This window comes from Kitasatospora setae KM-6054, from assembly GCF_000269985.1.
Lineage (GTDB): Bacteria > Actinomycetota > Actinomycetes > Streptomycetales > Streptomycetaceae > Kitasatospora > Kitasatospora setae.
This window is the reverse complement of the sequence record NC_016109.1, coordinates 8,129,393-8,154,866: the sequence shown is the minus strand read 5'-3', so window position 1 is coordinate 8,154,866 and position 25,474 is coordinate 8,129,393. Positions and strand designations below refer to the sequence as shown.

General features: G+C 73.9%; 24 protein-coding genes and 3 pseudogenes. 10 read left to right on the top strand and 17 right to left on the bottom strand.

The window, feature by feature from the left end:
- The first annotated feature begins 54 nt into the window (after positions 1-54).
- Positions 55-816, top strand: a complete 762-nt coding sequence (locus tag KSE_RS35450) for an acyl-CoA thioester hydrolase/BAAT C-terminal domain-containing protein (protein WP_231873272.1) — start codon at positions 55-57, stop codon at positions 814-816.
- A 739-nt stretch (positions 817-1,555) separates the two neighbouring features.
- Here KSE_RS35450 and KSE_RS35445 read toward each other — a convergent pair.
- The 4 genes from KSE_RS35445 to KSE_RS35430 form a co-directional block, all read right to left on the bottom strand.
- Positions 1,556-2,002 carry a hypothetical protein gene (locus KSE_RS35445; protein WP_231873271.1) on the bottom strand — a complete coding sequence of 149 codons (447 nt, stop codon included), beginning with the start codon at positions 2,000-2,002 and terminating at the stop codon, positions 1,556-1,558.
- A 343-nt stretch (positions 2,003-2,345) separates the two neighbouring features.
- Positions 2,346-2,765 carry a MarR family winged helix-turn-helix transcriptional regulator gene (locus tag KSE_RS35440; protein ID WP_033257882.1) on the bottom strand — a complete coding sequence of 140 codons (420 nt, stop codon included), beginning with the start codon at positions 2,763-2,765 and terminating at the stop codon, positions 2,346-2,348.
- A 198-nt stretch (positions 2,766-2,963) separates the two neighbouring features.
- Entirely contained in the window at positions 2,964-3,848 is an 885-nt protein-coding gene (locus KSE_RS35435) for a nitroreductase/quinone reductase family protein (protein WP_014140213.1), read from the bottom strand.
- A 285-nt stretch (positions 3,849-4,133) separates the two neighbouring features.
- A complete protein-coding gene (locus KSE_RS35430) occupies positions 4,134-4,439 on the bottom strand; it encodes a cupin domain-containing protein (RefSeq protein ID WP_033257883.1) in 306 nt (101 codons plus the stop codon).
- A 398-nt stretch (positions 4,440-4,837) separates the two neighbouring features.
- Between KSE_RS35430 and KSE_RS35425 the strand changes: the two genes are divergently transcribed.
- Both KSE_RS35425 and KSE_RS35420 read left to right on the top strand, forming a co-directional pair.
- Complete coding sequence (locus KSE_RS35425) at positions 4,838-6,319, top strand: chitinase (protein WP_014140211.1); 1,482 nt, start codon at positions 4,838-4,840, stop codon at positions 6,317-6,319.
- A 32-nt stretch (positions 6,320-6,351) separates the two neighbouring features.
- Entirely contained in the window at positions 6,352-8,544 is a 2,193-nt protein-coding gene (locus KSE_RS35420) for an RICIN domain-containing protein (RefSeq protein ID WP_014140210.1), read from the top strand.
- Positions 8,545-8,702: 158 nt separating this feature from the next.
- On the opposite strand, the gene KSE_RS42500 is transcribed toward KSE_RS35420, so the two are convergent.
- Positions 8,703-9,077: a VOC family protein gene (locus KSE_RS42500; RefSeq protein WP_014140209.1), complete on the bottom strand. Its 375-nt coding sequence runs from the start codon at positions 9,075-9,077 to the stop codon at positions 8,703-8,705.
- A gap of 337 nt (positions 9,078-9,414) precedes the next feature.
- Between KSE_RS42500 and KSE_RS35410 the strand changes: the two genes are divergently transcribed.
- Positions 9,415-9,897, top strand: coding sequence for a VanZ family protein (locus tag KSE_RS35410; protein ID WP_014140208.1), 483 nt, complete (start codon positions 9,415-9,417; stop codon positions 9,895-9,897).
- 75 nt (positions 9,898-9,972) lie between these two features.
- Here the strand turns inward: KSE_RS35410 and KSE_RS35405 are convergent, their stop codons facing one another.
- From KSE_RS35405 to KSE_RS35385, 5 genes and pseudogenes are all read right to left on the bottom strand, one after another.
- Positions 9,973-10,875, bottom strand: a complete 903-nt coding sequence (locus KSE_RS35405) for a class I SAM-dependent methyltransferase (RefSeq protein ID WP_014140207.1) — start codon at positions 10,873-10,875, stop codon at positions 9,973-9,975.
- A gap of 129 nt (positions 10,876-11,004) precedes the next feature.
- Positions 11,005-11,583: a helix-turn-helix domain-containing protein gene (locus KSE_RS35400; RefSeq protein ID WP_014140206.1), complete on the bottom strand. Its 579-nt coding sequence runs from the start codon at positions 11,581-11,583 to the stop codon at positions 11,005-11,007.
- Positions 11,584-11,661: 78 nt separating this feature from the next.
- Complete coding sequence (locus KSE_RS35395) at positions 11,662-12,141, bottom strand: macro domain-containing protein (protein WP_014140205.1); 480 nt, start codon at positions 12,139-12,141, stop codon at positions 11,662-11,664.
- 696 nt (positions 12,142-12,837) lie between these two features.
- The gene (locus KSE_RS35390) at positions 12,838-15,126 is read right to left on the bottom strand and encodes a TerD family protein (RefSeq protein WP_014140204.1); all 2,289 of its coding nucleotides are present in this window, start codon (positions 15,124-15,126) and stop codon (positions 12,838-12,840) included.
- An 83-nt stretch (positions 15,127-15,209) separates the two neighbouring features.
- Positions 15,210-15,731, bottom strand: a pseudogene (locus KSE_RS35385) (TIGR03842 family LLM class F420-dependent oxidoreductase); the annotation flags it as partial.
- Between the two features lie 368 nt (positions 15,732-16,099).
- On the opposite strand from KSE_RS35385, the gene KSE_RS35380 reads away from it, so the two are divergent.
- Positions 16,100-16,852 carry a phosphatase PAP2 family protein gene (locus KSE_RS35380; protein WP_014140202.1) on the top strand — a complete coding sequence of 251 codons (753 nt, stop codon included), beginning with the start codon at positions 16,100-16,102 and terminating at the stop codon, positions 16,850-16,852.
- Positions 16,853-16,892: 40 nt separating this feature from the next.
- On the opposite strand, the gene KSE_RS35375 is transcribed toward KSE_RS35380, so the two are convergent.
- From KSE_RS35375 to KSE_RS35355, 5 genes are all read right to left on the bottom strand, one after another.
- The gene (locus KSE_RS35375) at positions 16,893-17,507 is read right to left on the bottom strand and encodes a TetR/AcrR family transcriptional regulator (protein ID WP_014140201.1); all 615 of its coding nucleotides are present in this window, start codon (positions 17,505-17,507) and stop codon (positions 16,893-16,895) included.
- Positions 17,508-17,615: 108 nt separating this feature from the next.
- Positions 17,616-18,095, bottom strand: coding sequence for a hypothetical protein (locus tag KSE_RS35370; protein WP_014140200.1), 480 nt, complete (start codon positions 18,093-18,095; stop codon positions 17,616-17,618).
- A gap of 54 nt (positions 18,096-18,149) precedes the next feature.
- Positions 18,150-18,572, bottom strand: a complete 423-nt coding sequence (locus KSE_RS35365; RefSeq protein WP_014140199.1) for a hypothetical protein — start codon at positions 18,570-18,572, stop codon at positions 18,150-18,152.
- 128 nt (positions 18,573-18,700) lie between these two features.
- Positions 18,701-19,945, bottom strand: a complete 1,245-nt coding sequence (locus tag KSE_RS35360; RefSeq protein WP_014140198.1) for an FAD-dependent oxidoreductase — start codon at positions 19,943-19,945, stop codon at positions 18,701-18,703.
- Between the two features lie 231 nt (positions 19,946-20,176).
- On the bottom strand, positions 20,177-20,941 hold the full coding sequence (locus tag KSE_RS35355) for an SDR family oxidoreductase (RefSeq protein WP_014140197.1): 765 nt from the start codon (positions 20,939-20,941) through the stop codon (positions 20,177-20,179).
- A gap of 102 nt (positions 20,942-21,043) precedes the next feature.
- Here KSE_RS35355 and KSE_RS35350 point away from each other — a divergent pair, with 102 nt between their 5' ends.
- Complete coding sequence (locus tag KSE_RS35350) at positions 21,044-21,919, top strand: helix-turn-helix transcriptional regulator (protein WP_014140196.1); 876 nt, start codon at positions 21,044-21,046, stop codon at positions 21,917-21,919.
- A 184-nt stretch (positions 21,920-22,103) separates the two neighbouring features.
- Entirely contained in the window at positions 22,104-22,364 is a 261-nt protein-coding gene (locus tag KSE_RS35345) for a hypothetical protein (protein WP_033257886.1), read from the top strand.
- A gap of 76 nt (positions 22,365-22,440) precedes the next feature.
- Here KSE_RS35345 and KSE_RS45350 read toward each other — a convergent pair.
- Positions 22,441-22,671 (bottom strand): annotated as a pseudogene (locus tag KSE_RS45350) (IS110 family transposase); the annotation flags it as partial.
- Between the two features lie 109 nt (positions 22,672-22,780).
- Here KSE_RS45350 and KSE_RS35340 point away from each other — a divergent pair.
- From KSE_RS35340 to KSE_RS35330, 3 genes and pseudogenes are all read left to right on the top strand, one after another.
- The gene (locus KSE_RS35340; protein WP_157850041.1) at positions 22,781-23,314 is read left to right on the top strand and encodes a hypothetical protein; all 534 of its coding nucleotides are present in this window, start codon (positions 22,781-22,783) and stop codon (positions 23,312-23,314) included.
- Positions 23,315-23,538: 224 nt separating this feature from the next.
- A pseudogene (locus tag KSE_RS35335) lies at positions 23,539-24,000 on the top strand (maleylpyruvate isomerase N-terminal domain-containing protein); the annotation flags it as partial.
- A 113-nt stretch (positions 24,001-24,113) separates the two neighbouring features.
- Positions 24,114-25,064, top strand: coding sequence for a beta-ketoacyl-ACP synthase III (locus KSE_RS35330; protein ID WP_014140191.1), 951 nt, complete (start codon positions 24,114-24,116; stop codon positions 25,062-25,064).
- 65 nt (positions 25,065-25,129) lie between these two features.
- Here the strand turns inward: KSE_RS35330 and KSE_RS35325 are convergent, their stop codons facing one another.
- The gene (locus KSE_RS35325; protein WP_014140190.1) at positions 25,130-25,444 is read right to left on the bottom strand and encodes a hypothetical protein; all 315 of its coding nucleotides are present in this window, start codon (positions 25,442-25,444) and stop codon (positions 25,130-25,132) included.
- Between the last annotated feature and the right edge of the window lie 30 nt (positions 25,445-25,474).

The following is a 25,474-nucleotide window of genomic DNA, read 5'->3' as shown; positions in this document are numbered from 1 at the left end:
CCGGTCGGAGGGAGTGACGTCGGGGTGGTGGTGCTGTCGGGGTCAAGCGGGCGGGTGGAGCTAGCCCGGGCCCGGGTGCTGGCCGCAGCAGGGTTCGACGTGCTGACGTTCCGCTGGTTCGGCGGGCCGGGGCAGCCGCCGGGAGTGTGTGAAGTCCCGTTGGAGACCTTCACGGCGGCGGTCGACCTGCTGCGGGCGGAAGGAGCGCGGCGGATCGGCTTCCTCGGGACGTCGAAGGGTGCAGAGGCCTCCCTGCTGACAGCGGTGCACGACCCGCGGGTGGACGCGGTGGTGGCACTGGCACCGACCTCCCTGGTGTGGTGCAACGTGGGACCGGGCGCGGACGGTGCGAACCGCCCGTTCCGCTCGTGCTGGACGTGGCGCGGGCAGCCACTGCCGTTCGTTCCGATGGACGAGACCTGGACGCCCACCGAGCCGGAGGGCACCCCGGCCGCCATCCGCGGCTGGTACGAGCAGAGCGAGCGGACGTTCGCCGACGCGCTGCCCGCCGCGACGATCCCGGTGGAGCGGGCCCGTGCCGACCTGCTACTGATCGCGGGCGGCGCGGACGCGATGTGGCCCTCGCTGCCGTTCGCCGAGCAGCTGCGCGCCCGACGCGAAGCCGCCGACGCGTCCGTCCGCTTGCTCACCGACCCGGAGGCCGGCCACCGCCTGTTGCTGCCAGGCGAGTCGCCGCTGCCCCCGTCCCTGGTCTTCGAACACGGCGGCGGCCCGAAAGCGGACGCCCGCCTGGGCACGGCGGCCTGGCCGTACGTCCTGGCCACACTCGGCGGCGGACTACCGCAGACGAACTGAGCGACTGACGCTGCATCAGCTCCCGCCGCCCAGAGGGCGGCCCCGCAGAGCCCGATGGCGGACCGCCGCCCCCGCACGCGGGCAACCGGGGCCGGGCCTGCGCGGGTGCTACCCCGAGACGGCGGCCGTCCACCGTCGCCCGCGCCCGAGCGGCCACCGAGAGCCGGAGCCAAGACCAGACCCGGACCCGGGACCGGGACCGGGACCGGGACCGGGACCGGGACCGGGACCGGGACCGGTCCTGACAGCAGGGACGCCACACGGCGGAACCCAGCCGCCAGGCGAGTCGTGAGCCACCGTACGGCGCCGCGCCACATCTTCTTCGTTTTCACTCCGACAAGAGTTCGCATGCCCTCAAGGTAGTCAGCCGCACATCTGCTGTCTCTGGAGGTAGGTTCCGTCTTTTCGGTGTAGCCAGCCCCACCGAAAAGACGGAACCTACCTCCAGAGACAGCGCCTCGCCGATCAGTGAACCTTGGATCCAGTGAGCGCCAGGACGATACAAGGCCATGGAAATTCAATGATTTTGATTTTTCATCAGACAATCGGAGGAATACATGACGGCGAACATGCGCGCAGTGCTCAGCAGGCCCGCGGTGCGCTGGGGCGCGACTGCACCGACTACCGCAACCGCCATGGCACTCGGTGCGACCGCTAGGCGGGTGATGGTCGGCTGGCTCTTCGGCTGTTTGGAGCCCCGCCGCTCAGCGCGGTCCCACGACACCCCGAGCACGGAGGCTCACATACCGGCCCGGTAGCCGACCTCCGCGATGCAACCGGCGAGTTCGGCGAGCTCAAGCTTCGGGTTCAGTGTCCGGACGACGTCCGACGCGAACGGCCGCAGGACGTACACATGGCGGACGGCATGAAGATCAAGGTCCGTCTCGTGACAGTCCTCCGCGAAGCTCTGGTACACCTCGGGACTGCCGTCCAAAAGCAACTGGAACAGCGCGGCAGCACCGCCGCCGTCCGGCCCGGGCGCGAAGTTGTCGCCACACCAGGCGGCGTCGGCCGTCTCAGGCCAGAAGCACACCGTGGCCTCCGGCACCCCGTCGAGCAATCCGGGCCACGACTCCGCCGATTTCCGCCGGTACCGGCTCAGGATGGATTCGTGGTTGAACCCACGAGCGAAGACCCCGGCCTCCGCAAAGACAATCGAATGCGCGTTTCCGCTGCCATCCCGCATCAAGGACATCACCTCGCCGGGCGCCCAGCGCGAGTCGCACGAGTAGTACCTGTCCCCCCAGTTCGGGCTCAGGACAGCGTCCAGCATCGCGAAGACGCGGCAACACTGAAGGACGACCGAGACCTCGGGCAGGCGGAGGAATCAGTGCTGCGATGTGCGCCCGCCCATCGCAGCACCCTGCGCCGACACCTCTGTCGCCACTGCGCGCACGGGGCGGCACGGCCGGCGTTGCTCTGCCCCGCGTCCGTCACGGGCCTGCCCCTCCCCGCGGGAGGCGGTGCCCGGTCCACGCTCGCGGCGGACGGCACGGCCGTCCTGCGGCGGGAGCCGAAGCGAGCGGCGTTCAGGCACCGCCTGCGGTGCCCTGCTCGTAGGCGGCCATGGTGCGAACGAAGAGGGCGCGTTCGGCGGGGGTGAGCGGGGCGAACGCGGCCTGCCAGGAGGCGGAGCCGTTGGCGAGCCAGCGTTCGATCGCGGTACGGGTGGCGGGGTCGGCGGTCAGCGAGACGATGGTGCGCCGCCGGTCAGCCGGGTCGGAATTGCGGTCCAGAACGCCCTGGCGAGCGAGGTCACCGACCATCAGGCTGGCGGTGGTGTGCGCGACTTCGAGGCGTTCGGCGAGCGCGCCGACCGGCATCGGGCCGTCGAAGACCAGGTAGGACAGCAGCGACAGGTGACGGGGCGCGAGTTGGAACCCGGCCAGCGCCTCGGGCACGGCGGTCCGCTTGACCCTGGCGGCGACCCTTGGCATCAGCAGCAGCATGGCCCGGACGGCGTCGTCCGCGCCGAGGCCAACGGGGTTCGCGCTGCCTGCACCGCCCGCCGCGCCTTCGCCCCCTCGCGGGGCACCCCCGGCAGGTGGGGTGGACGGGCCGGCCATGCGCCCTCCTGGTCGGTACGCGTAGAGGTCCGGTCCGCCGACGGTAGCAACGAACCGGGCCTCACCGTACCGGACGGCCGCTCAGCGCTCCGGGTGCGGGGCGGACGTGGCGATCAGGTGTTCCTCCTCGTAGGCGAAGTGCGCTTCCAGTCCCTCGGTGAGCCGGTCGAGTTCGGCGCGCAGGACGGCGGGGCCGGAGGCCTGGCCGGCGGGGTCGACGGGCGCCGCGAGGTGGGCCTCGAAGCGGGCGAGCGCGTCGGCGACGGTGCGGTGGTCGGCGCGCAGCCGGGTGATCGCGGGGGTCAGTTGCGGGTATCGGCGTTCGAAGGCGGTGAAGGCGCCCTCCTCGCGGATGTGGTGCATGTCGAGTCCGTGGCAGAAGCTCAAGCAGCGTTCGCGCAACTGGGCGGCAAGGTCGGGGCCGGGCAGCGGGTCGGCACCGTCCAGACGGGCACGCAGGTCGGCGAGTTGGCGGCGCAGATCCTCGTGGTGGAGCCGGAGTCCGGCGACGATCGCGGCGGGCAGCCCGGGGTCGCCGGCCAGGTCGAGGGGGTGCAGGGCGATCACCGGAATGACCCGGTCGGCAAGGTCGGCCCGATCGGCGTACTCGGCGAAGCTGGGAACGCGACGGGCCTGCTCGACGTACTGGCGGGCGCGTTCGTCCGGGGCGAGTTCGACGGGGCGGACCGCGAGGGCGACGATGCCGTCCTCCCCGTCGGACAGTTCGACGGTGCCGCCGCCTGCGGCGAGCACGTTGTGGTACCAGAGCGGGTGCGCGGCGGCACCCCCGTTGGAGCCGAACACCAGGTAGCGTCCGGCGTCCTCGCGGTAGGCCAGCGGCGTGGTGCGGGGCCGGCCGGTGCGCCGGCCGGCGGCAGTGAGCAGCAGGAGGTCGGGGAATCCCTCGACTTTGCCGCCGTTCGCCCGGAACTGTGCGATGACCTGCCGGTTGAAGTCCTCAGCCATGGTGGTGTGCCCTCCCCGTTTCCCGCGACGCAACGCGGCACAGCGCGACCAGGCATCGCTCGCGCGACACCGCAGAGCACAGCGCCGTATGGCGCGGCGCCACACGGCGCGGCATGGCGCGCCGCCGTCGATTTACATTTGCAAGCAAATACAATCTAGGCACGCCCCACCCCGGCGGTCAACAGCGACCCACCCCGCGCACCGCCCACCACCCCCCGCCCCCTGACCGTCACCCTTCGACCGCCAGCCCTCGACCGTCACCCTTCGACCGCCAGCCCTCGACCATCACCCCTCGGCCGCCTCCACGATCACCAATGTGCCACGGCTCCCGGGCCGGACAGCATGCACAGCGCCCGCCGCGACCACGCACAGTTCGCCGGCGCGAACCGTCAGTGGCGCACCGTCCACCTCCAACTCCAGGCGGCCGTCCAGGACGAGCAGGGCCTCGTCCACCTCGTGGCACTCCGCCGACAGCGGCAGGTCGTCCATCCGCAGCACCTTCACGGAGGCTTCCCCCACCCGGGCCAGCGCGCGCGAGTTCCATGCCAGCGGCAGTTCGGCGGCTGCCTCCGCCAGGTCGATCGGGTTCACGACACACTCCTCCCCGCGAGGCCCCAGGGCCTCGCGCACCAGGTTTCGACGGATGTTCGGAAGCTATCCGGCCAGCCGCCCGAAGTGGTCGACCGTTTGGCAAAAACCGGCGCCGGACGGATCCGAGCCACCGCTCGGCCCGCCCTTCCCGCCTTCGAGCGCTCCGCATACAGCCTTCGAGTCCTGTACGTACGGGGGGTTGACGTGACCGCGCAGACGCCCCTAACTTCACGTCTTGAAAAAGGTCCAGACCAAAGCCGCCAGGGCTAATGGCCACCACCACTGATCCTCCATCAGGAGGACGCGCCGCCCTGCCCGGACCACTCCGGACACCCTCTCAGGCATCGCTTCGCGTTCACTTCATGAACGAGTGAACGTTTCCCCCACGAGGAGCCGCCTTGATCCGCGCACACACCCGCACCCATTCCCTCACCGGGGCCCAGACCCGCACCCGGGCCCGCACCCTGCTGCGCGCGACCGCCGCCGCCGTCGCGCTGCCCGCCACGGTGGCCGGCCTGCTGGTGAGCGGCGCCGGCCCGGCCTCGGCTGCGGCCAACGCCGGGCCGGGCTTCCCAGCGCACTACGCGGCGCCGTACCTGGAGACCTGGAACTCGCCGAACACGCTGGCGGACGCCCGCAACAACGGCGGGCTGAAGTACGTCACGCTGGCCTTCGTGATCAGCGACGGCAGCTGCAACGCCACGTTCAACGGCAACACCTCCATCACGGACGCCGGTTGGACCAACGCGGTCAACGCCCACCGGGCGGCCGGCGGCGACGTGATCGCCAGCTTCGGCGGCGCCTCCGGCACCGAACTGGGGCAGGCGTGCGGCAGCGTCTCCGCGCTGCAGGCGCAGTACAAGCGAGTGGTGGACGCGCTCAACCTGACCAGGATCGACCTGGACATCGAGGGCGGCGCGCTGAACGACACCGCCGCCAACGACCGCCGCAACCAGGCCCTCGCCGCACTCCAGCAGGCCCAGGCGGCGGCGGGCAAGCGGCTGGACGTCAACTACACGCTGCCGGTGAGTCCTTCGGGTCTCGAATCCAACTCGATCAGCCTGCTGACCAACGCGAAGAGCCGCGGCCTGACCGTCAACGCCGTCAACATCATGACGATGGACTACGGCTCGCCGATGGACATGGGCCAGGCCGCGATCAGCGCCGCCAACGGCCTGCACACCCAGCTCGGCCAGATCTGGACGTCCAAGACCTCCGACCAGCTGTGGGCGATGGAGGGCAACACCCCGATGATCGGGGTCAACGACACCACCTCCGAGGTGTTCTCCACCGCGAACGCGCAGACCCTGGAGTCGTTCGCCGCCTCCAAGGGCATCCAGTTGCTCGCCTTCTGGGCGGTCGGCCGTGACAAGGCCTGCGCGACCAGCGGAACGCTCTCCGACAGCTGCAGCGGCACCCCGCAGTCGGCGTACCAGTTCTCGAAGACCTTCAACGCGCTCACCGGCGGCTCCACCACCCCGCCGCCGAGTGGCGGGCGCACCGGACAGATCACCGGCTACGGCGGCAAGTGCGTGGACGTGGCGGCCGCGAGTTCGGCCAACGGCACCGCCGTCCAGCTGTACGACTGCAACGGGACCACCGCCCAGCAGTGGACGGTCGGCACCGACGGTACGGTCCGCGCGCTCGGCAAGTGCCTGGACCTGACCTCGGGCGGCACCGCCAACGGCACCCAGGCCCAGCTCTACGACTGCAACGGCACCGGTGCCCAGCAGTGGCAGGCGCAGTCGAACAAGACCCTGGTCAACCCGGTCTCCGGCCGCTGCCTGGACGCCACCGGTCCGTCCTCCGCGAACGGCACCCGGCTGCAGCTCTGGGACTGCTTCGCCGGCGCCAACCAGCAGTGGAACCTGCCCGCCTGATCGCCCGTCGGCCCGAGAAAGGAGCGACTCCCTTGCGCAGCAGAAGACTCCTCCCCACGACCACCACCACCACCGCCGCGACCGTCGGCCTGCTGGTCTCCTCGGTGGTGCTGCTCTCGCCCGCCCCCGCCGCGCTGGCCGCCGTCCCGACCGGGGCGACCACGCTGGTGGCGCAGCACTCCGGCAAGTGCGTGGACGCCGCCGCGGCCGCCACCGCCAACGGCACCGTCGTCCAGCAGTACGCCTGCAACGGGACGACCGCCCAGCAGTGGCAGGTCCAGGACCTCGGCAACGGGTACGTCCGGATCAACAGCCAGAACGACACCTCGAAGGTGCTGGACGTCGTCGACGTCTCCACCGCCGACGGCGCGAAGGTCCAGCTGTGGGCGTACGGCGGCGGCCTGAACCAGCAGTGGCAGGCGGTCGCCGAGGCGAGCGGCGCGTACCACTTCGTCAACCGCAACAGCGGCCGGTGCCTGGACGTGCCGAGCGCCTCCACCGCCGACGCGGTGCAGTTGCAGCAGTACGCCTGCAACGGCACCGCCGCGCAGTCCTTCACCTTCGGGAGCACCGTCACGAACCCGCCCGGCACGCCCGACTTCGGGCCGAACGTGACCGTCTTCGACCCGTCGATGCCCGCCGCGACCGTCCAGGCCAAGCTGAACGCGGTCTTCGCGCAGCAGGAGACCAACCAGTTCGGCGCCCAGCGCCAGGCCCTGCTGTTCAAGCCGGGCAGCTACGGCGTGGACGCCAACGTCGGGTTCTACACGCAGGTGGCGGGCCTCGGCCTGTCCCCCGACGACGTGACGATCAACGGCGCGGTGCACGCCGAGGCCGACTGGTTCCAGGGCAACGCGACGCAGAACTTCTGGCGCTCCGCCGAGAACCTGTCCGTCAACCCGACCGGCGGCACCGACCGCTGGGCGGTCTCCCAGGCCGCGCCGTACCGCCGGATGCACGTGCGCGGCAACCTGCAGCTGGACGACGGCGGCTGGTCCTCGGGCGGCTTCATCGCCGACTCGAAGGTCGACGGCCAGGTCCGCTCCGGCTCGCAGCAGCAGTGGCTCTCGCGCAACGCGCAGTGGGGCAGCTGGACCGGATCCAACTGGAACATGGTGTTCGTCGGCGACGTCAACGCGCCCGCCAACTCCTTCCCCAACCCGCCGTACACCACCGTCAACCAGACCCCGGTGGTCCGCGAGAAGCCCTTCCTGTACGTCGACTCCGCGGGCGCCTACCGGGTGTTCGTCCCGGCGTTGCGCTCCAACAGCTCTGGCACCAGCTGGGCGGCCGGGGCGCAGGCGGGCGGCTCGCTGCCGATCGACCAGTTCTTCATCGTGAAGCCGGGCGCGACCGCGTCCGCGGTCAACGCGGCGCTGGCGCAGGGCAAGAACCTGCTGTTCACCCCGGGCGTCTACCACCTGGACCAGACCCTGAACGTCACCCGCGCCGACACCGTGGTGCTCGGCCTGGGCCTGGCCACCCTCGTCCCGGACAACGGCGTCACCGCCGTGAACGTCGCGGACGTGGACGGCGTCAAGCTGGCCGGCCTGCTGATCGACGCCGGGACGGTCAACTCCCCGGTGCTGATGCAGCTCGGCGCGGCGGGCTCGTCCGCCGACCACTCGGCGAACCCGACCTCGCTGCACGACGTGTTCTTCCGGATCGGCGGCGCGGGCGTCGGCAAGGCGAGCCAGTCGCTGGTGGTCAACTCGAACAACGTGATCGGCGACCACATGTGGCTGTGGCGCGCGGACCACGGCAGCGGCGTCGGCTGGACCAGCAACACCGCCGCCAACGGGCTCATCGTCAACGGCCGCAACGTCACCATGTACGGCCTGTTCGTCGAGCACTACCAGCAGACCCAGGTGATCTGGAACGGCGACAACGGCCGGACGTACTTCTTCCAGAACGAGCTGCCGTACGACCCGCCGAACCAGGCCGCCTGGATGAACGGCTCCACCCGCGGCTACCCGGCCTACCAGGTCGCGCCCGGCGTCACCGCGCACGAGGCCTGGGGCCTGGGCTCCTACGCCTACTTCAACGTCAACCCGGCCGTGGTGGAGGACCACTCCTTCGAGGCCCCGAACCGCACCGGCGTGCGCTTCCACGACATGGTGACCGTCTCGCTCGGCGGCACCGGCACCATCGCCCACGTCATCAACTCGACCGGCGGCCCGTCCAACTCGGCCACCAACGTGGCCAACCTGGTCGCCTACCCCTAAGCCCGGCCCCCACCGGAGAAGACCGGGGCCGCCCCTCCGTGCGGGAGGGGCGGCCCCGGCGCGTCCCCGCACCGGACAGCGGCCAGGCCGGACCAGGCCGGACCAGGGCAAGCCGAGACAGCGTTCAGGCCCTGGCGGCGTTCGGGCCCGGACGGCGGTCAGGCCCGTTCGGCCGCGCTGCGCAGGACGCAGAACTCGTTGCCCTCCGGATCTGCCAGGACCGCCCACCCCGTGCCGTCGGGGTTGCGGCGGTCGGCGACCAGGGCGGCGCCGAGGGCGAGCAGCCGGTCGACCTCCGGGTCGCGGGCCGTGTCGGGGCGCAGGCAGAGGTGGACGCGGTTCTTGGTCGTCTTCGGCTCGGGCACCTGGTTGAAGTACAGCACCAGCCCGCCGTCGGCGAGTTCGACCTGGGTCTCCCGGTCGCCCGGCGCGCTGTCCGGGTCGATCGGGCGGCCGGTCACGGCGCTCCAGAAGCGGGCCAGCCCGAAGGCGTCCGCACAGTCGATCGCGACGTTCTGCACTACTGAGACCATGCCCGCGAGTCTCCCCCACCAGCGCTCCGGCAGGCGAGCGGAACGCACCGGACCGGCCCCGGCGGACCGGCATGACGGCAGCGGCCCGGGGTATCCGGTGCGGGCGGGAAACCGGTAGCGGAGGATCGGACGCGCGATGGGGAGGACCTCGACGATGGGCTACGAACGGGCGGCGAGCGGCAGACCGACGGCGGACAGCGGACGGGCAGTAGCTGGTGGACGCGGAGAGCCGCCGCAGGCCGGCACCGGTCGGGCGGACGGGAGCACTCGCTGGTGGAGCCGGAAGCACCCGGACACCGGGTCCGGCCCCGGACCCGCGCTCGGCGCCCGGCGGGCGGTGCGGACCGGGCAGCCGCTCGCGCGCCGGTGGGGGCCGCTGGCCCCCGCCGTCCGGTGGCTGGTCCTGCTGGCCGGGTTGGTGCTGACCGTGGTGTTCGCGGTCGGGCTGGCCCGGGTGACGCTGGTACCGGTGCCCGGTGCCCGGGACCTGGTGCACCCCAACTTCCACCTCGGCGCCTCGCTCCGGGGCTACCTGGACCAGCCCGCCGTCCGGGCCGCGGCCCAGCAGGTCGGCGGGAACGTCCTGCTGGGCGTGCCGTTCGGCGTGCTGCTGCCGGTGCTGTTCCCCCGGCTGCGCGGCGTCCTGGCCGCGACGGCGCTGACCGCGCTGGTGATGGTCACGGTCGAGGCGGCGCAGGGGCTCCTGGTGGAGGGCCGGGCGTTCGACGTGGACGACGTGCTGCTCAACACCCTCGGCGCCCTGCTCGCCCACCTCCTGGTGGGCCGCCGGATCGGTCGCGCCCTGCACCCACGACCCTGACCACCCCGGCGGGACAGGTAGGACGGGCGGGACGGGCTGGACGGGCTGGACGAACAGGGCAGGCCGGACGGGCGGTCAGCGGCGGGCGGCCCAGACCTGGCGTTCGGTGCGCGCCGCCAGGTCCGGGCGCAGGGCGATGCTGCCGGGGCCGTCGGCGTCGGTCAGGCGGTCCAGGGCGGCGAGGTCGGCGGGGTCGAGGTACTGGGCGGCGGCGGTGCGGATCCGGCGCAGCCCGGCCAGGGCGTAGCGGCCGACGGAGGGGTGCTCGGTGGCGGCGATGTCGACGGTGACGGTGCGTTCGCCGGTGACGGTGAGGCCGGCGGCGGTCAGCAGCGGGCCCCAGTCGGCGCCGCGGTGCGGGACGTGCGCGGCGTGCAGGTGGTCGGTGGCGGCGTGGCAGCGCTCTTCCAGGCCGGGACGGTCGGCGGGGGCGTCGGCCGGCAGGAACCGCGGGAAGCCCGCCAGTTCGACCAGGGCGAACAGGCCGTGCGGGGCGAGCAGGTCGCGGATCCGGCGCAGGGCCCGTCCGGGGTCGGCCATGTGGTGCATCGAGGCGGACGCCCAGACCAGGTCGGGGGTGCCGAGCTCGGGCCACCGGTCGGCGTCCAGGTCGGCCTGCACGGTGGCGACCCGGTCGGCGAGGCCCAGCGCGTGGGCCTTCTCGCGCAGGCGCAGCAGGTGGCCGGGCGAGGCGTCGACGGCGGTGACCCGGGCCGTGGGGAAGCGGTGCAGCAGCGCGAAGGTCCCGGCGCCGGTGCCGGCCCCGAGGTCGAGGACGTGCCGGGGTTCGGCGTCCAGCGGCAGCCAGTAGATGATCGCGGCGAGGTGGTCGGCGAGTACCTCGGCGTCGAGGTCGAGGACCTCGGCCAGGGCGGCGTCGTCCTCGACCGGGTGCGCGTGCTGCTGGTGGCCGTGCTGGTGGTGGCCACCGAGCTGGTGGTGGGCGGGCGCGTGGGCGGGGGTGCGGGGGTCGCTCATGGGGTCACCGTACGACCGCCCATGCGCGTGGGGCACGCACCCTCCCGGAACACGCAAGAGAGTGGTGCTCCGGCATGCGGCAGGCGCAAGCCGCGACCGCGCCCTCGGCCGTCAACAGTCGCGCGGGCCTCAGCAGTCGCGCGGGCCGGGGTCGGGCTGGTGGCCGCGGCGGGCGTCGCGGTCGAAGATGCCGAGGACCTCGCACGGGCCGCCCTCGGCGCCGATCGCGTGCGGCATCATCGTCGGGAACTCGGCGGCCTGGTGGGTGGCGAGGCGGATCCGGCGGTGGCCGAGCATCAGGATCGCGGTGCCGGAGAGCACGACCAGCCACTCCCGGCCGGGGTGGGCGCGCATCCGGGCGGGGTTGTCGGGCGGCGGTTCGGTCATCCGCTGGCGGACCACGCTGATGCCGGGGTCGCCCTTGACCGGCCAGCGCATGATGCCGTGCGGGCCGTCGACGGTCGGGCTGATCACCACGTCCTCGGCGGCGGTCTCGACGAGTTGGTCGAGCGTGGTGTCCAGGGCATTGGCCAGGGTGACGAGCTGGTCGAGGGCGAGGCGGCGCTGCCCGTTCTCGATCCGGCTCAGCGAGGACTGGCTGAGGTTGGCGCGGGCCGCCAGCTCCTCCAGCGACCAGCCCTGGGCGACCCGCAGCGCGCGGATCCGCTTGCGGACCAGTCCGTCCAGGTCACCGGGGTCTTCGGTCATACCCGGCATCGTAAGGGGCCGCGGATCCGCCCGAGGACCGTACGGGCCGGCGACCGTAACGGGAGGGCGGCCGGACGCTCAGTGGTCGTAGACCGTCACCGGGACGCCCCGCGCGGTGAGGCGTTCGGCGATCAGCGGTTCGACCCGTTCCCACCTGCCGCCGGCCAGGCCGCAGCCGATCCGCGGCATGTGCACGGACGCACCGAGCCGCCGCGCCTCGGGGGCGAGCCTGGCGAGCGCGGCGTCGATCGCCTCGTAGCGGACGGGGACGCCGGTGGAGCGGCCGGTGCGGATGCCGCGCTGGCCGACCATGTTGGCCACCCACAGCTGCGGGCCGACCTGGACGAGTTGCAGCGCGCCGAGGCCGAAGTCGTTGCCGGCCCGCTCGCGGTGCCAGCGACGGAACGCGGCCTCCGGTTCGGGCCAGCGGCGGGAGAGCGCGAGCACGAAGCCCTTGCCCCAGCCGCCGAGGTCGTTGCACACGTGCGCGATGATCCGCGCGCCCTTGCCCTGCGGCGCGGTGGCGTCGCCCCGCAGATAGGTGATCGTCTCCGCCATGCCGGCATTCTCACAGCCGCCACCGACAGCACGCGAAGTGTTTGTCGTACGAGCGGTGCCACCGTAACGGCCGGCCGGCAGGTACGGACCGCGGCACGACGGACGGCGCCGCTCACCGGACGGACGGTTCGCCTTCCCGCAGCCCCGACGGCTTCTCGGACCGGACGCCGGACAGCGCGATCGGGGTGAACCCGGCGGCTCCTGGTCGGGCCCGAGCACGGTCGGGCCGCAGCTCCCGTCGGTGAACGCGTAGTCGTCGACGGCCCGTCCGCGCAGGACGGCATTGCGCCGGTGGCGGGCCTCGCCGAACGGTCCTGAGCCGTGCGGCTCAGGGTCTGCGAAGTCCTGGGCGAGGAGAGCGAACGGGCTGTCATCAAATTCGCCAGAAGCAAACGGTGGGAGAAGGAAGCCCGTCCATGGCCTCGCCTGGCCCACACGTTAGCAGCGCGCCCACGGTCCGGTCGCCCGAATTCCCGGCCCCGCCCCACCCCTCCCCGCCCCGACGCACGGAGCCGGGGCACCCCGTCGCAGGGTGCCCCGGCTCCGGGTCGACGGCGAGGAAGGCGAGCGGGCCGCGTTTTGCAGACGGTGGAGAAGGAGGCCCGCTCATGGCCTCGCCAGCGCACACGTTATAGCACCGGCCCGGCAACCGCCGAGCGCTGGGCGCCGGGCGCCAAGCGGGCGGGCGTCGGCCGCTCAGGCCGGGATCAGCTCGCGCAGGTTCCCGGGTGTGATCACCCGCGAACCCTCCGGCAGGCCCTCGGGGTGGTCCAGGCCGAGGTAGGTGACCGGGCCGTCCGGCGCGGGGCCGTCCCAGGGGAGCAGTTCGGCGCCGTTCGCGACCATCAGGCCGACCAGGTGGCGGACCGTCAGGTACGTGGGCTCGGTGCCGGCCCGGAGCAGGTCGGCGACGGTGACCCGGTTGCCCTCGACGCGGTTGCCGACCGGCTCGCCGCGCAGGTACACGTGCAGCCAGCGGGCGTACCACTCGCCGTCCGCCCGCCGTTCGAAGACCAGCGGCAGCGCGACCCGTCCGGCGCCGCGCAGGTCGGACTTCATCCGGACGGTGCGCGGCTCGAACGGGCGGCCCCGCTGCTCGTCCTCGCGCAGCATCCAGCCGAAGAACGACTCCTCGACCTCCGCGAAGCCCTCGCCCCTGTACACGTTGACCTGCGGCACGATGAACGCGCCGGGCACCTTCGCCAGCCGCAGGTTGATGAACTCCGAGGCGCCCTCGGGCGCTTCGATGACGTCGCCGGAGTGCTCGCCGGCGACGGAGCTGAGCTCGGTGTAGGACAGCCAGGTCGGGTTGTCGTACGACTCGTCCAGCATCAGCGCGGACAGGTCGAAGTCGGTGGCCCGCTCGCGCTGCTTCCAGTAGACGAAGAAGCGCAGCAGTTCGCCCCGGACCGGCTGGAGCGAGCCGCGCGGCAGCACGCCGAGGCCGGCCGCGCTCGCGTTGCCGCTGAGCGGGAGGGCGACGTCGAGGAGTTCGGGGTCGACCAGCAGGCGCGGCGGGTCGACGGGCAGTCGGCGGGCGGTCTCGGCGTCCAGCGCGGCGACGAGGCGGGCCCGGGCGGTGGCGGGCAGCGGCGGGCGGAGGTCGGCGGTGACGTGGCTGCGGGCGTCCCGGTTGACGAAGACCCGCCGCCCGGTGCCGGGTGCGCCGGCCCCGTCCGGCGCTTCCGCCTCGTCCGAGCGCCGGTTGTCCAGGTGTTCGCGCAGCGAGAGCAGCAGCCGGCCGGAAGCGGCGGGCAGGGCGCGTTCGGCGGCGGCGGTGACGGCGGCCCGCTCGGGTTCGGTGCGGGCCGTGCGCAGCAGGCGGTCCAGGGCGCGCAGCAGCTTGCCGGGCGCGGCGGCGGCCAGCAGTTCGGCGGCGGCGCCGGGTTCGCCGGCGGCGAGGAGTTCCTCGACCCGGCCGTCCACGCCCTGGGCCCGCTGCTCGCCGCGGGCGACGGCGAACACCTGGGCGGCGTGCGGCCACTTCGGGTACTCGTGCGGGTGCAGGCGTTCGCCGAGCCGCTTGAACCGCTCGCGGTGGCGGAGCACGTCGGCGAGCTTGCCGGGCGCGGCGGCCACCACGGCGTCGAGGGCGGCGAGCAGGGCGCGGCGCACCGGGCGCGGCAGCGGGCCGAACCGGGTCGGCGTGGCGAGTGTGGCGTCGCCGTCGGCCAGCGCGCAGGCGGCGCGCAGCACGTCGGTGACGGTGTCCACCGGCAGCAGGCCCGAACCGGCCTTCAGGCGGGCGGCGTTGACCACGGCACGGTTCTCCCGGACGGGTATCCCGGCGGGCTGCGGGCCGTCCGCGCAGTGCCGGGCGAGGGCGGCCAGGTCGCGCAGCGCGTCCGCGCCGAGCGGGGTGGTGCTGCCGGCCAGCGCCAGGTAGAGCGTCTCGGCCTCCCGCTCGGGGGCGCCGCCGAGGTGCAGCACGGTGACCCGGTCGCCCGCTCCGGCGATCAACTCCTCGTGCGCGGCCAGCAGTTCCTCGTACCCGTGCCGGTAGCGCCCGTAGCCGGGCAGGGCCAGCAGGTCGAGCCCGCCGAACCGGTCGAACGGCTCCGCCGCCTCTTCCTGCTCCCCCTCATCCTCTTCCTCGGCCCCGATCAGCTCGGCCAGCAGTCGGCCCCAGAACTCCTCGGTGTCGGGCACGTTCCGCGGGAAGTCCACGAAGTACGTGTTGTGCCGCACGTGGTCGCCGAGCAGTTCCCGGACGGCCGCCAGCCCGCCCGCCGCCAGCTCGCGCACCGGCGCCTCCGGCAGCTCGGACAGCCGGGCCAGCAGCTCCCCCGACAGCTTGAACCCGACCGACATCAGCGCGGCGTCGAACTGCCGCGCCAGCACCGCCCCCTGCCCGTCGACTCCGCCCGCCCCGCCCTCGTCGGGGGCGGCCGGGGCCGCCGGAGCGGCCGGAACGGCCGGAACGGGCAGTCGGCAGGTGTGGCGGACGACCAGCGGAACGAACAGGGCGACGGCATCGTGCGGCATGCCCCGCATGCTCGCAGACCCCCTCCCCCACCCGCACCCCGGTTTCCTCTCCCGCGCTGACACCCGCCCGCGCGGAGGGCCGCTCAGGCCAGCGCCGGGATGACGTGCTCCCCGCACGCGTCGATGACGGCCTCCCGGGCGTCGTGCATGGCGTACAGCGCGAACTGGTCGACGCCCAGTTCGCGCAGTTCGCGGAGCTTCTCGACGTGGGCGGCGGTGGGGCCGAGCAGGCAGAAGCGGTCGACGACGGCGTCGGGGACGAAGTCGGTGGAGGGGTTCCCGGCCCGGCCGTGGTGGCTGTAGTCGTAGCCGTGCCGGTCCTTGACGTAGGCGGTGAGCTCCTCGGGGACGAGGCCGGAGTGCTCGCCGTAGCGGGCGACCAGGTCGGCGACGTGGTTGCCGACCATGCCACCGAACCAGCGGCACTGCTCGCGGGCGTGGTCGAGGTCGTCGCCGACGTAGGCGGGGGCGGCGACGCAGACGGTGACGGCGGCGGGGTCGCGGCCGGCTTCCTCGGCGGCCCGGCGGACGGCCTTGACCATCCATTCGGTGAGGTAGGGGTCGGCGAGTTGGAGGATGAAGCCGTCGGCCTTCCGTCCGGCGAGGGCGAGCGCCTTGGCCGGCGGCGTCCCGGGCGGCCCGCTAGGCGGCGTCCAGCATCGATTCCTTGTCGCCCGTCCACGCGGTCTGGAACAGGGCGGCCCTGACGACACGACTCATGGCCGTCTCCTCGGCTCGGAGGCGCAAAGGCCCGGCGGTAAGGAGCGCCGTAGCGCTGTAGACCGTTGAGACTAGGAGCTCTGCGGCGCATGGGTGGGTGCCACGCGGGGCCGGGGGATAAATCGGTCCGGCGGGATGCGCCGTGCGCCGGAGGGTGCTCCGGCGAGGGGGCTAGGGTGGGCGGCGTGACGGCATCCGGGGGGCGGGCGTGACGGGCGGGCGTGACGGGCATAGCGGGCGTGACTGGCGGGGCGTGCTGGTGCGGGGGGTCCGGGGGCGGCCCGGGGCGCTGGTCGAGGTGCTCGGCCTGCTGCTGTGGCTGTGGCTGTTCACCCGGCTGCACGCGGCCGCGGGCAAGGACGTCGCGGCCGCGACCGCGCACGCGCTCTCGCTGCGGTCGGCGGAGCGGGCGCTGCACCTGGCCGTCGAGCCGGCCGCGAACGGCTGGCTGGCCGGGCACCCGCTGCTGTGCCACCTCGCGGTGTACGTGTACCGCGGCTACTACCTGGTGGTGCTGGGCGTGCTGGTCTGGCTGTTCGTCCGGGACGGCGCGGCCTACCGCCGGGCCCGCCGGGCGCTGCTCGCGATGACGGCGCTGATCCTGCCGGTGTACTGGGCGGTGCCGATGTCCCCGCCGCGCTTCGCCCTGCCGGGCGCGGTCGACGTGGTCGCCCGCTACGACGTCCTGTCCGGCGCCGACGGCGGGGCCGGCGGCACCGGCGGGAACCACTACTCGGCGATGCCGAGCCTGCACGTGGGCTGGGCGCTGTGGTGCGCGTACGCCGCCTGGTCGGCGCTGCGGCCCGCCCGGCCCCGACTGGCGCTGCTGCCCTGGGCGTTCCCGGTGCTGATGACGGCGGTGGTGATCGCCACCGGCAACCACTACGTGCTGGACGTGGCGGGCAGCGTCGTCCTGGTGTCCGCCGCCGTCGGGGCCGCCGCGCTGTACGGGCGCCTCGCCGAGCGGCGCCGCGACCGGGCCCGGCCCGCCGCCCAACCCGCCTGACGGTCGGCCGCCTGAGGGTCGGCCGGCGGCACAGGGCGGATCAGCAGCCCGCGGCGGGCAGCAGCCGGTCCAGGGCGCGGCGGGTGCGGGTGGCCGCGAGCGGGTCGCGGAGCAGTTGCAGGGCCTGGTTGAGCGCGAGGTAGATGCCGGTCAACTCGTGGACGACCTGCTCGGGGTCGGTGTCAGCGGGCAGTTCGCCGGCCTCGACGGCGAGCCGGACCTCGCCGGCCAGTCGGCGGCGCCAGACCATCAGCAGGCGGGCGACGTTGCGGCGGACCGGGCCGTCGTGGGCGTCGAACTCGACGGCGGCGGTGGTGAACAGGCAGCCGCCGGGGAAGATCTCGCGGGCGTGCTCCAGGTAGTCGATCCAACTCCGGCAGACCGCCCGCAGCCGGCACAGGCCGGGCCGGACGGCGGCGGCCGGGTCCCAGACCAGGGCGGTGAAGAGGGCGCAGGCCCGTTCCAGGGTGGCCAGTTGCAGGGCCTCCTTGGTACCGAAGTGGCCCAGCACGCCGGCCTTGGAGAGGCCGAGGTCGCTCGCCAGCCGCCCGATGGTCAGCCCTTCCAGCCCGTCGACCGAGGCGAGGGCGACGCTCCGGTCGATGATCCGGGCCCGAGTGCGGCGGGTCTCCGCCACGGTGCTGCGCGGGCTCATCGCTCCTCCTCCGCGGTCCGTTCCGCCGGAGGCCGCGTACGCCGGTCCGGTCGGTCCGGTCGGTCCGTTCTGTCCGGGTGGGCGCTGTCCCGCCCCTGGCCTGGAATCCTACGACGCGCGGCGGCCGGACGGGCCCGGCCGGGCGGACGGGCTGGGCGAGCCCGTCGCCCTGGTCAGCAGGTAGCCGCCGCAGGGGTCGTCGATCTCGGCGGCGAAGGCGCACAGGGCGGGCCGCCCGTTCGCGCGGGCCGAGACCAGGACCAGCCGGGCGGTGTCCGATCCGTCCGGGGGCCGGAAGAAGCCGAGTTCGACCGAGGTGTCCGGGGCGTTGCCGCGGTCGCCCAGCCGCCAGCGGCCGTCGCGGGTCTCCGGGGCCGGGCGGAGGGCCGTTCCGGCCGGGGCGGCGTTGGTGGAGAAGCCGCCGTCGGCGCGCAGGACGAGCGTGACGCCGTCGGCCGACTCCCAGCGGCCGGCCAGTTCGTCGGCCGTCAGTCCGGGGCCGCTGACCGGCGGGCGGAAGCAGCACCGGTCGACGGCGTCGCAGGCGGCCGGGAGCAGGACCAGGCAGGCGCCGAGCGCGACGGTCACGGACAGGGCTCTTCGCACGTCGGACACTCCGTTCCGTTCGAAGGGGGTGGGCGGTCAGCCGTTCGGCCGGACCGGCAGGGTGGCCAGGCACAAGGCGGCCCAGCCGAGGGCGGCGACCGCCGCCGGGACGCCGACCAGCAGCGGGCGAAGCCCGGGCTCGGGGCGGGCCAGGGTTCCCGCCGCGACCAGGGCGAGGGCGGGGACGGCGAGCACCAGCAGTCCGGACAGGGTGCCGAGCACCGAGAGGACGAAGACGATCCAACCGATGACGGGGCAGACGAACCGGAAGGAGTTCTCCTGCCGGGCGGCCGACGGCAGGGCCAGCAGCAGCACGCCGACCAGCAGTGGGCCGCAGGCCGCCGAGCCGCCGGGCGAGAACAGCACCGAGCCCGCCCCGGACAGCGCGGACAGCACCGCCAGGACCGCCAGCCCCCGGGCCGGCCCGGGCACCGGCCGGTCCCCCTCCGAGCTCCCCACCCCGCCCACCCCATTATTGAACGCGTTCAGATCTGGCGGGAGGACCGTACCAGAACCATTTCTCCCGCCGACACCCCGGCCCAGGCCGGGCCGCTCCGCGTCACATCCCGCCGGGCCGGCACCCCTGGTCAGCGGCCCGGGCCGCCCGCCAGGTCGGCCAGCACCTCGCGGGCGGCCCGCGCCCCCGACGCCAGCGCGCCCTGGACCGATCCGGTCGCCCGGTGGTCGCCGCACACGTGACGGCCGGGCGCCCACCGGCTGGTGCGGGTGAGCGGGTGCGGGGCGGGCATCGCGGGGAGGGCGGCGGGGATCCGGTAGGCGGCCAGCGGCTCCCAGGACGAGGTGTCGCAGCCGTACAGCTCCGCCAGCCGGGCCCGCACCGGCCGCTCCTCGGCCGTCGTGCCGAGCACCGACGTCGAGACCAGTGACAGCCCGCGCGGCGCGCAGCCGGGGACCACCTCGGAGAGCACCACCGAGTTCAGCAGCTCGCGGTCGCCGTCGACCAGGAGCGTCGGCTCGGCCAGCGGGCTGCGTTCGGCCGCGTGGTAGAAGGTGGTCACCCCGCGCCCGGGCGGGACCGGGAGGCCGGGCAGCAGCCGGGCCGCCGCGGCCGCCTCGGTGGCCACCACCACGCGACGCGCCCCGACCTCCCGGCCGTCCGCCAGCAGCACGCCGTCCTGGTGCACCCGCTCCACCGGGGCCTCCAGCTCCAGTGCCCCCGGCGGCAGCAGGGCGGCGAGGGCGGCCGGCACCGCGCCGATCCCGGCGGCGGGCAGCGCCAGGGTGCCCCGGACCATGCTGCGCCAGTACAGGTGGAGGACCCGGCTGGAGGTGTCCAGCTCGTCCTCCAGGAAGACGCCGGACAGGAAGGGGCGCAGCACCCCGTCGAGGGTCGCCCGCGAGAGGCCGGCCCGGCGCAGCGCCGCCGCCGCCGGCACGTCGCGGCCCCGGCGCAGGAGCGCGGCGGGCAGCAGCGCGTCCCGGGCGGTCAGGGCGGCGAGCACGGCGGCGTCCCCGGCGGGCAGCGCGCGGCCGGTCAGCAGGTCGCCCGCCTGGCCGGGCCGACGGGTGGGGTCGACGAGCCGGCGCCGGCCGGAGCGGCCCGCCAGGACGAAGCCCGGGGTGAACGGCCGCAGGCGCAGCGGGCGCAGGTCGAGTCGGCGGCGCACCTGCGGGTAGCAGGTGTTGAACACCTGGAAGCCCCGGTCCAGCCGGAAGCCGTCGCGCGGGTCGGTGCGCATCCGGCCGCCCACCGCGTCCGACGCCTCCAGCAGCCGCACCCGCTGCCCGGCGGCCGCGAGGTCCAGCGCGCAGGCGAGGCCCGCGACCCCGGCTCCGACCACCACGACGTCCACCGCACCGTTCGCGTCCACCGTGCTCCTCCTCGCCTCGCCGCCGGGGCCGTCCCGTACGAGTACGCCCTCCGGGACGTCCTCGTACGACCGTTTCGGAGCCGGCGCGCCGCACGGATGGGCGGCGGTCCGGCAGGCAGCCGGGCGGGTGACGGGCAGCCGGGCGGGCGGGCAACCGGGCGGGTGACGCGGGCAGCCGGGCGGGCGGCAGGCGGGCTGGCAACCGGGCGGGCGGCGGATCGGCCGTGGCGGCTACGCGTCGCCCGCCCCGGCCGGGTTGAGCGCGGCGACCACCCGGTCGTAGTCGCCGCGGGCCTCGCCGTAGCGCAGGAACTTCACCCGTTCGACCTGGATCTCCTTCGCGTCCGGCCGGTTCTCGATCAGGTCGACCACCTCGGCGGTGAACTCCGCCAGCGGCATGGCCGCCTCGCTCTCCTCGTGCCCGGGCATCAGGGCGGTGCGGACGGCCGGCGGCACCAGTTCGACGACCTTGACGGAGGTGTCGGCGAGCTGGAGGCGGATCGACTCGCTGAGCATGTGGACGGCGGCCTTGGTCGCGTTGTAGGTCGGCGTGATCTTCAGCGGGGCGAACGCCAGGCCGGAGGAGACGGTCATGACGGTGGCGTCCGGCCGCCCCTGGAGGTGTTCGAGGAAGGCCGCGATCAGCCGGATCGTGCCCAGCAGGTTGGTGGTGACCATGGCTTCGGCGTCGGCCAGGAAGGACGCGGGGCGGTGCCAGTCCTCGGGGATCATCACGCCGGCCATGGTGACCAGGACGTTCAGCCCGGGGTGGCGGGCGATCACCTCCTGCGCGGCCGTCTCGATGCTCGCCGGGTCGGCGGCGTCGATCCGCACGGTGTCGATGCCGGGGTGCTCGGCGGCGATCCGCTCCAGCAGGTCGGCGCGCCGGCCGCCCACCACGACGGTGTTGCCCTTCTCGTGCAGGGCGAGGGCCAGCGCCAGGCCGAGGCCGCTGGTGGCGCCGGGGATGAAGACGGTGTTTCCGGTGATGTCCATGGCTCCGAATATCGCCCTCCCGGGCGGGCGGCGGCAGAGACCCGTTATCGGGGGACCGGCGGTCCCTGGCTGAGCCGCGGCGGCCGGACCACAATCGGAACCATGGACCGCACCGCACTCGCCGACTTCCTGCGCCGCCACCGCGAGGCCCTCCGGCCCGAGGACGTCGGCCTGCCGCAGGGCGCCCGCCGCCGGGCGCCGGGCCTGCGGCGCGAGGAGGTCGCCTCGCTCGCCGTGATGTCGACCGACTACTACACCCGGCTGGAGCAGCGGCGCGCGCCCCAGCCCAGCGCGCACATCCTGGGCTCGCTCGCGCGGGCGCTGCGGCTGACCGGCGACGAGCGCGACTACCTGTACCGGATCGCCGGGCACAACGCCCCGGCCGCGCCGTCCGCCTCCCCGCACGTCGCCCCCGCGCTGCTGCGGGTGCTCGACCGGCTCGCCGACACGCCCGCGCTGGTGCTGAGCGACCTGGGCGAGACCCTGGTGCAGAACCGGCCGGCCGCCGCGCTGTTCGGCGACACCTCGCACCTGACCGGCCTGGCCCGCAGCGGGATCCACCGCTGGTTCACCGACCCCGCCGCCCGCACCCTCTACCCCGAGGAAGACCGCGACCGGCAGAGCCGCGCCCAGGTCGCGAGCCTGCGCGCCGCCTACGGCGTGCACGGACCGCACTCCCGGGCGGCCGAACTGGTCCGGGTGCTCGGCCGGGCCAGCGACGAGTTCGCCGACCTGTGGGCGCGCCACGAGGTCGCCCGGCGCTTCGAGGACCACAAGACCCTGGTGCACCCCGAGGTCGGGCCGATCGAGGTCGACTGCCAGGCCCTGTTCACCGAGGACCAGTCCCAGGTGCTGCTGGTCCTCACCGCCGCGCCCCGCAGCGAGAGCGAGGAGAAACTGCGCCTGCTCGCCGTCCTGGGCCACGACCGCTTCGCCGGCACCGCCGCGACAGCGACCGCTACCGCCACCGACCACTGACCGTCCGGCGCCCGGGCACCGACGACGACGTCAGGCACGCGCACGGGACGCACCCGGTCCACGACGCCCCGCGGCGGGTACGTCGTGGCCCTTGTCCCGTCTCAATCGATTCCTGATGCCTTATGTCAAGGCCACTGGCACGAATGAGCGCCGTCGCCCCGGCACCGGGGAGCGTGGAACAGCGGTGTCCACCTTGATCGGGGCGAGTCGTTGGGGGAGGCGGGATCCGGCCCTGGCCTGCCAGCTCACGTTCTTCTGTCGGGCGGGCGAGGAGAGCGGGCAGGCGGCAATCAGTCGGCTGCTGGATGAACTCCTGCCGGCCGGTGACCTCATAGGGGTGGGGTGGATCGCGGAGTCGGTGATCGCCGCATCGCCCGGCAACGAGCAGGGCATCTGGGGCTGCGACCTGCTCGCAACGGTCACCCTCACGGGGAACGTCCCCTGACTGGCCGCTCGTCGACCGCGTCTGGGAGGGCCGAGGCGAGTACGGCCTGGGTGTGGCGCTTGCCCTCGGACTGACCGGCGCTACGAACGCCGCGGTTCCGCGGCCAGGTCTCCAGCCGTTTCGCGCCCAGCCGGCGCTGGGCGGCCGGGGTCCGGCAGCCGGTCAGCAGTGTCAGCGGCCCGGCGTTGGTGAGGTCCAGGGCCCGGTCCAGCGCGGGGAAGACGTCGGTCAGGAGGCCGCGGAGGCGGTTGACGGTGCGGGTGCGGTCGGCGACCAGGTCCGTTCGGTGGGCGGCGAGGAGCTGGAGGAGCTCCGGCTCGTCGTTGGCGACTCGTCGCGACAGCAGCCGAAGACCAGTACAGGCACGAGAGCACCCTCCTGTGGATGCCGGCCGACCCGGCCGGATGATGGTCGGTATGAGAAATGCGCGGGTTGAGCTCTCGGCGGATCGCGCGGACCTGTACGAGCCGCTGATGAGGTCCGCCTGGTTCCAGAGCGAGTACGAGGCGGCCATCAGGCTGGTCTTCCGGGTCGAGGAGCTGTGGGACTGGCTGATGCGATGGGGATGCGTCGAGCACGTCTCGCAGGAGCGCTACGACATCCTGGAAGTCCGCTTCGCCAAGGCGCTCGAGCTCTACCGGGCAGGGAGCAGCACCAAGCCGGGCACGGCCGCCTCCGAACTGAGCGACTCCCTTGCCTCGGTCCTGCTCGTGGCCGCGAGCCTGGCCGGCAAGGAGCAGCTGACGATGAGGTTCGCCTTCTACCTCCTGGAAGAGGATCACGCGCGGTACGTCGCCGAGGCCGTTCTGCACAGCGCCGGGTTCCTGGACGCGACAGCCGATCCCTGGGGCGGCGAGCCCGAAGGCTGCCCCCGTGGCTGGGGACCGCACAGCACCGCCCGGGAACAGCGCTGGTGGGAGGACATGACGCAGCCCGACGAACCACGTTGAGGCGGAGTCCAGCTGGTCGAACTTCGCCGAGACGGGTCACCCGATGACCTTGTGTCAGGCGATCTTGACCGATCGACAGGCGAGTTTGACCGCCGGTTCAGGCTCCGGGGCCGAGAACGGAGCGCCTGGTCGGTGAACTCCCGCAGTCGGGCGCGCCGGTGTTCTTCTTCGGCGATCCGAGCGGCGAGGACGTTGCTGTCGACGTGCGGTGAGAGACAGCCGTGGTGCAGAAGAATCTTGAGCTTCCCGACCTGCTGCGGCTGATCGACGAGCGGGCGACGGCCTTCCGGGCCGTGGCGGCGCGCACCGAGGCGCGGGCGCCCCGGGAGCGTGAGGCGTTGGCGGCCTGGCTGGCCGCGTCGACCCAGCAGCTGCTGGACACCCTGCGGGAGGCAGGCCCGGACGCCGAGTGCTGGACGTGGTGGGGCGCCTCGCAGTCGCCGCGGACCAGCGGCGCCGTCGCCCGGCACCAGCTCCAGGAGATCGCGATGCACACCTACGACGCCCAGCTCACCGCGGGCACCGCGCAGCCACTGCCGACGGAGGTGGCGCTGGACGGCGTCGAGGACTTCCTGTTCACCTGCTGCGCGTGGTCGGGCACCTGGCCGCACGAGCCGGCCGTCGTCGACTACCACGCCACCGAAGGCCGCTCCTGGCGCTTCACGGTCGAGGCGGACGGCGCCCGCGGCCCGCCGTCCACCGTGCGGCCCGGCCTTTAGCTTCCGATCGGTCGGTTGCTATATTCCAGGCCGTCGCCCCCGGCACCGGTCGGGTGCCGTCGTGGAGTAAGGGGAACGCCATGCCCGGAGTCCGGATCGCCGCTCTCGGTCACCACCAGCCCAGCCGGGTGCTCGGCAACGACGAGTTGGCGACGATGGTGGACACCAACGACGAGTGGATCCGGCGCCGGACCGGGATCGTGACCCGGCGGATCGCCGGGGCGGACGAGTCGGTGGCGGACCTGGCCGCCGCGGCGGCGGCGAAGGCGCTGGCGGCGTCGGGGCTGGATCCGGCGGAGATCGGGCAGGTCACGGTGGCGACCTGCAGCGCGGTAGACCGCTGTCCGTCGATCGCCGCGCAGGTCGCGGGCCGGCTGGGGATACCGTCCGCCGTGGCGTTCGACCTGAACAACGGCTGCGCGGGTTTCTGCACCTCGCTGTCGGTGGCGAGCCACTCGCTGCTGGCGGGGGCCGCGAAGCACGCGCTGGTGATCGGCGCGGAGAAGATGTCCGACCTGGTGGACTGGACGGACCGGCGCAGCTGCATCCTGCTCGGCGACGGCGCGGGCGCGGCGGTGCTGTCGGCGACCGGGGGCGCGGAGAGCGCGGTCGGCCCGGTGGTCTGGGGCTCGGACCCGTCGCGTTCCAGCGCGGTCCGGCTGGTGGACGCGTGGCACCCGCGGTTCGAGCAGGACGGCCAGGCGGTGTTCCGCTGGGCCACCACCGAGCTGCCCGCCCTGGCCGAACAGGCGTGCCGGGCGGCCGGTTTGAGCCCGGCGGAGCTGGACGGGGTGGTGACCCACCAGGCGAACCTGCGGATCATCGAGTCGCTGGTGCAGAAGCTCGGCCTGTCCGAGGACGCGGTGATCGCCCGGGACGTGGTGGACTCCGGCAACACCTCGGCGGCGTCGGTGCCGCTGGCGCTGGCGAAGCTGGTGGAGCGCGGCGAGCTGCGCCCGGGCGCCCGGGTGCTGCTGTTCGCGTTCGGCGGCGGCCTGTCCTGGGCCGGCCAGGTGGTCACCTGCCCGTGAGGCCGGCCCGGGCGGGGGTGCGGGGCCGGCGCCCGGGCCCGCCGGTCAGCAGGTACGGCTGGCGGTCAGCAGGTGCAGCTGACGGTCAGCGCGATGCTGTCCGGCGGCGGCGGGGAGCCGTCGTACGGGGCGATCCAGGCGGCGACGCCCTGGCCGCCGTCGATCGCGGTGATCCGCCAGCGCTGGTCGGGGCCGAGCGGGGAGCCGTCACCCTTGGTGACGTGTGCGTCGGCGGGGGTGAGGCCCTGCGGACAGATCGCCTCGACCCCGCCCGGCGAGCCGACGGCGGTGACGGTCTCCGGTTCGAGGGCGGCGGCTGGTCCGGCGCCGATCGCCAGCAGGGCGGCGGCCAGGCCGAGGCCCGCGATGCGCTTGCGCATGGGTGTCCTTCCGTGCGGGCGCCCCCGTCG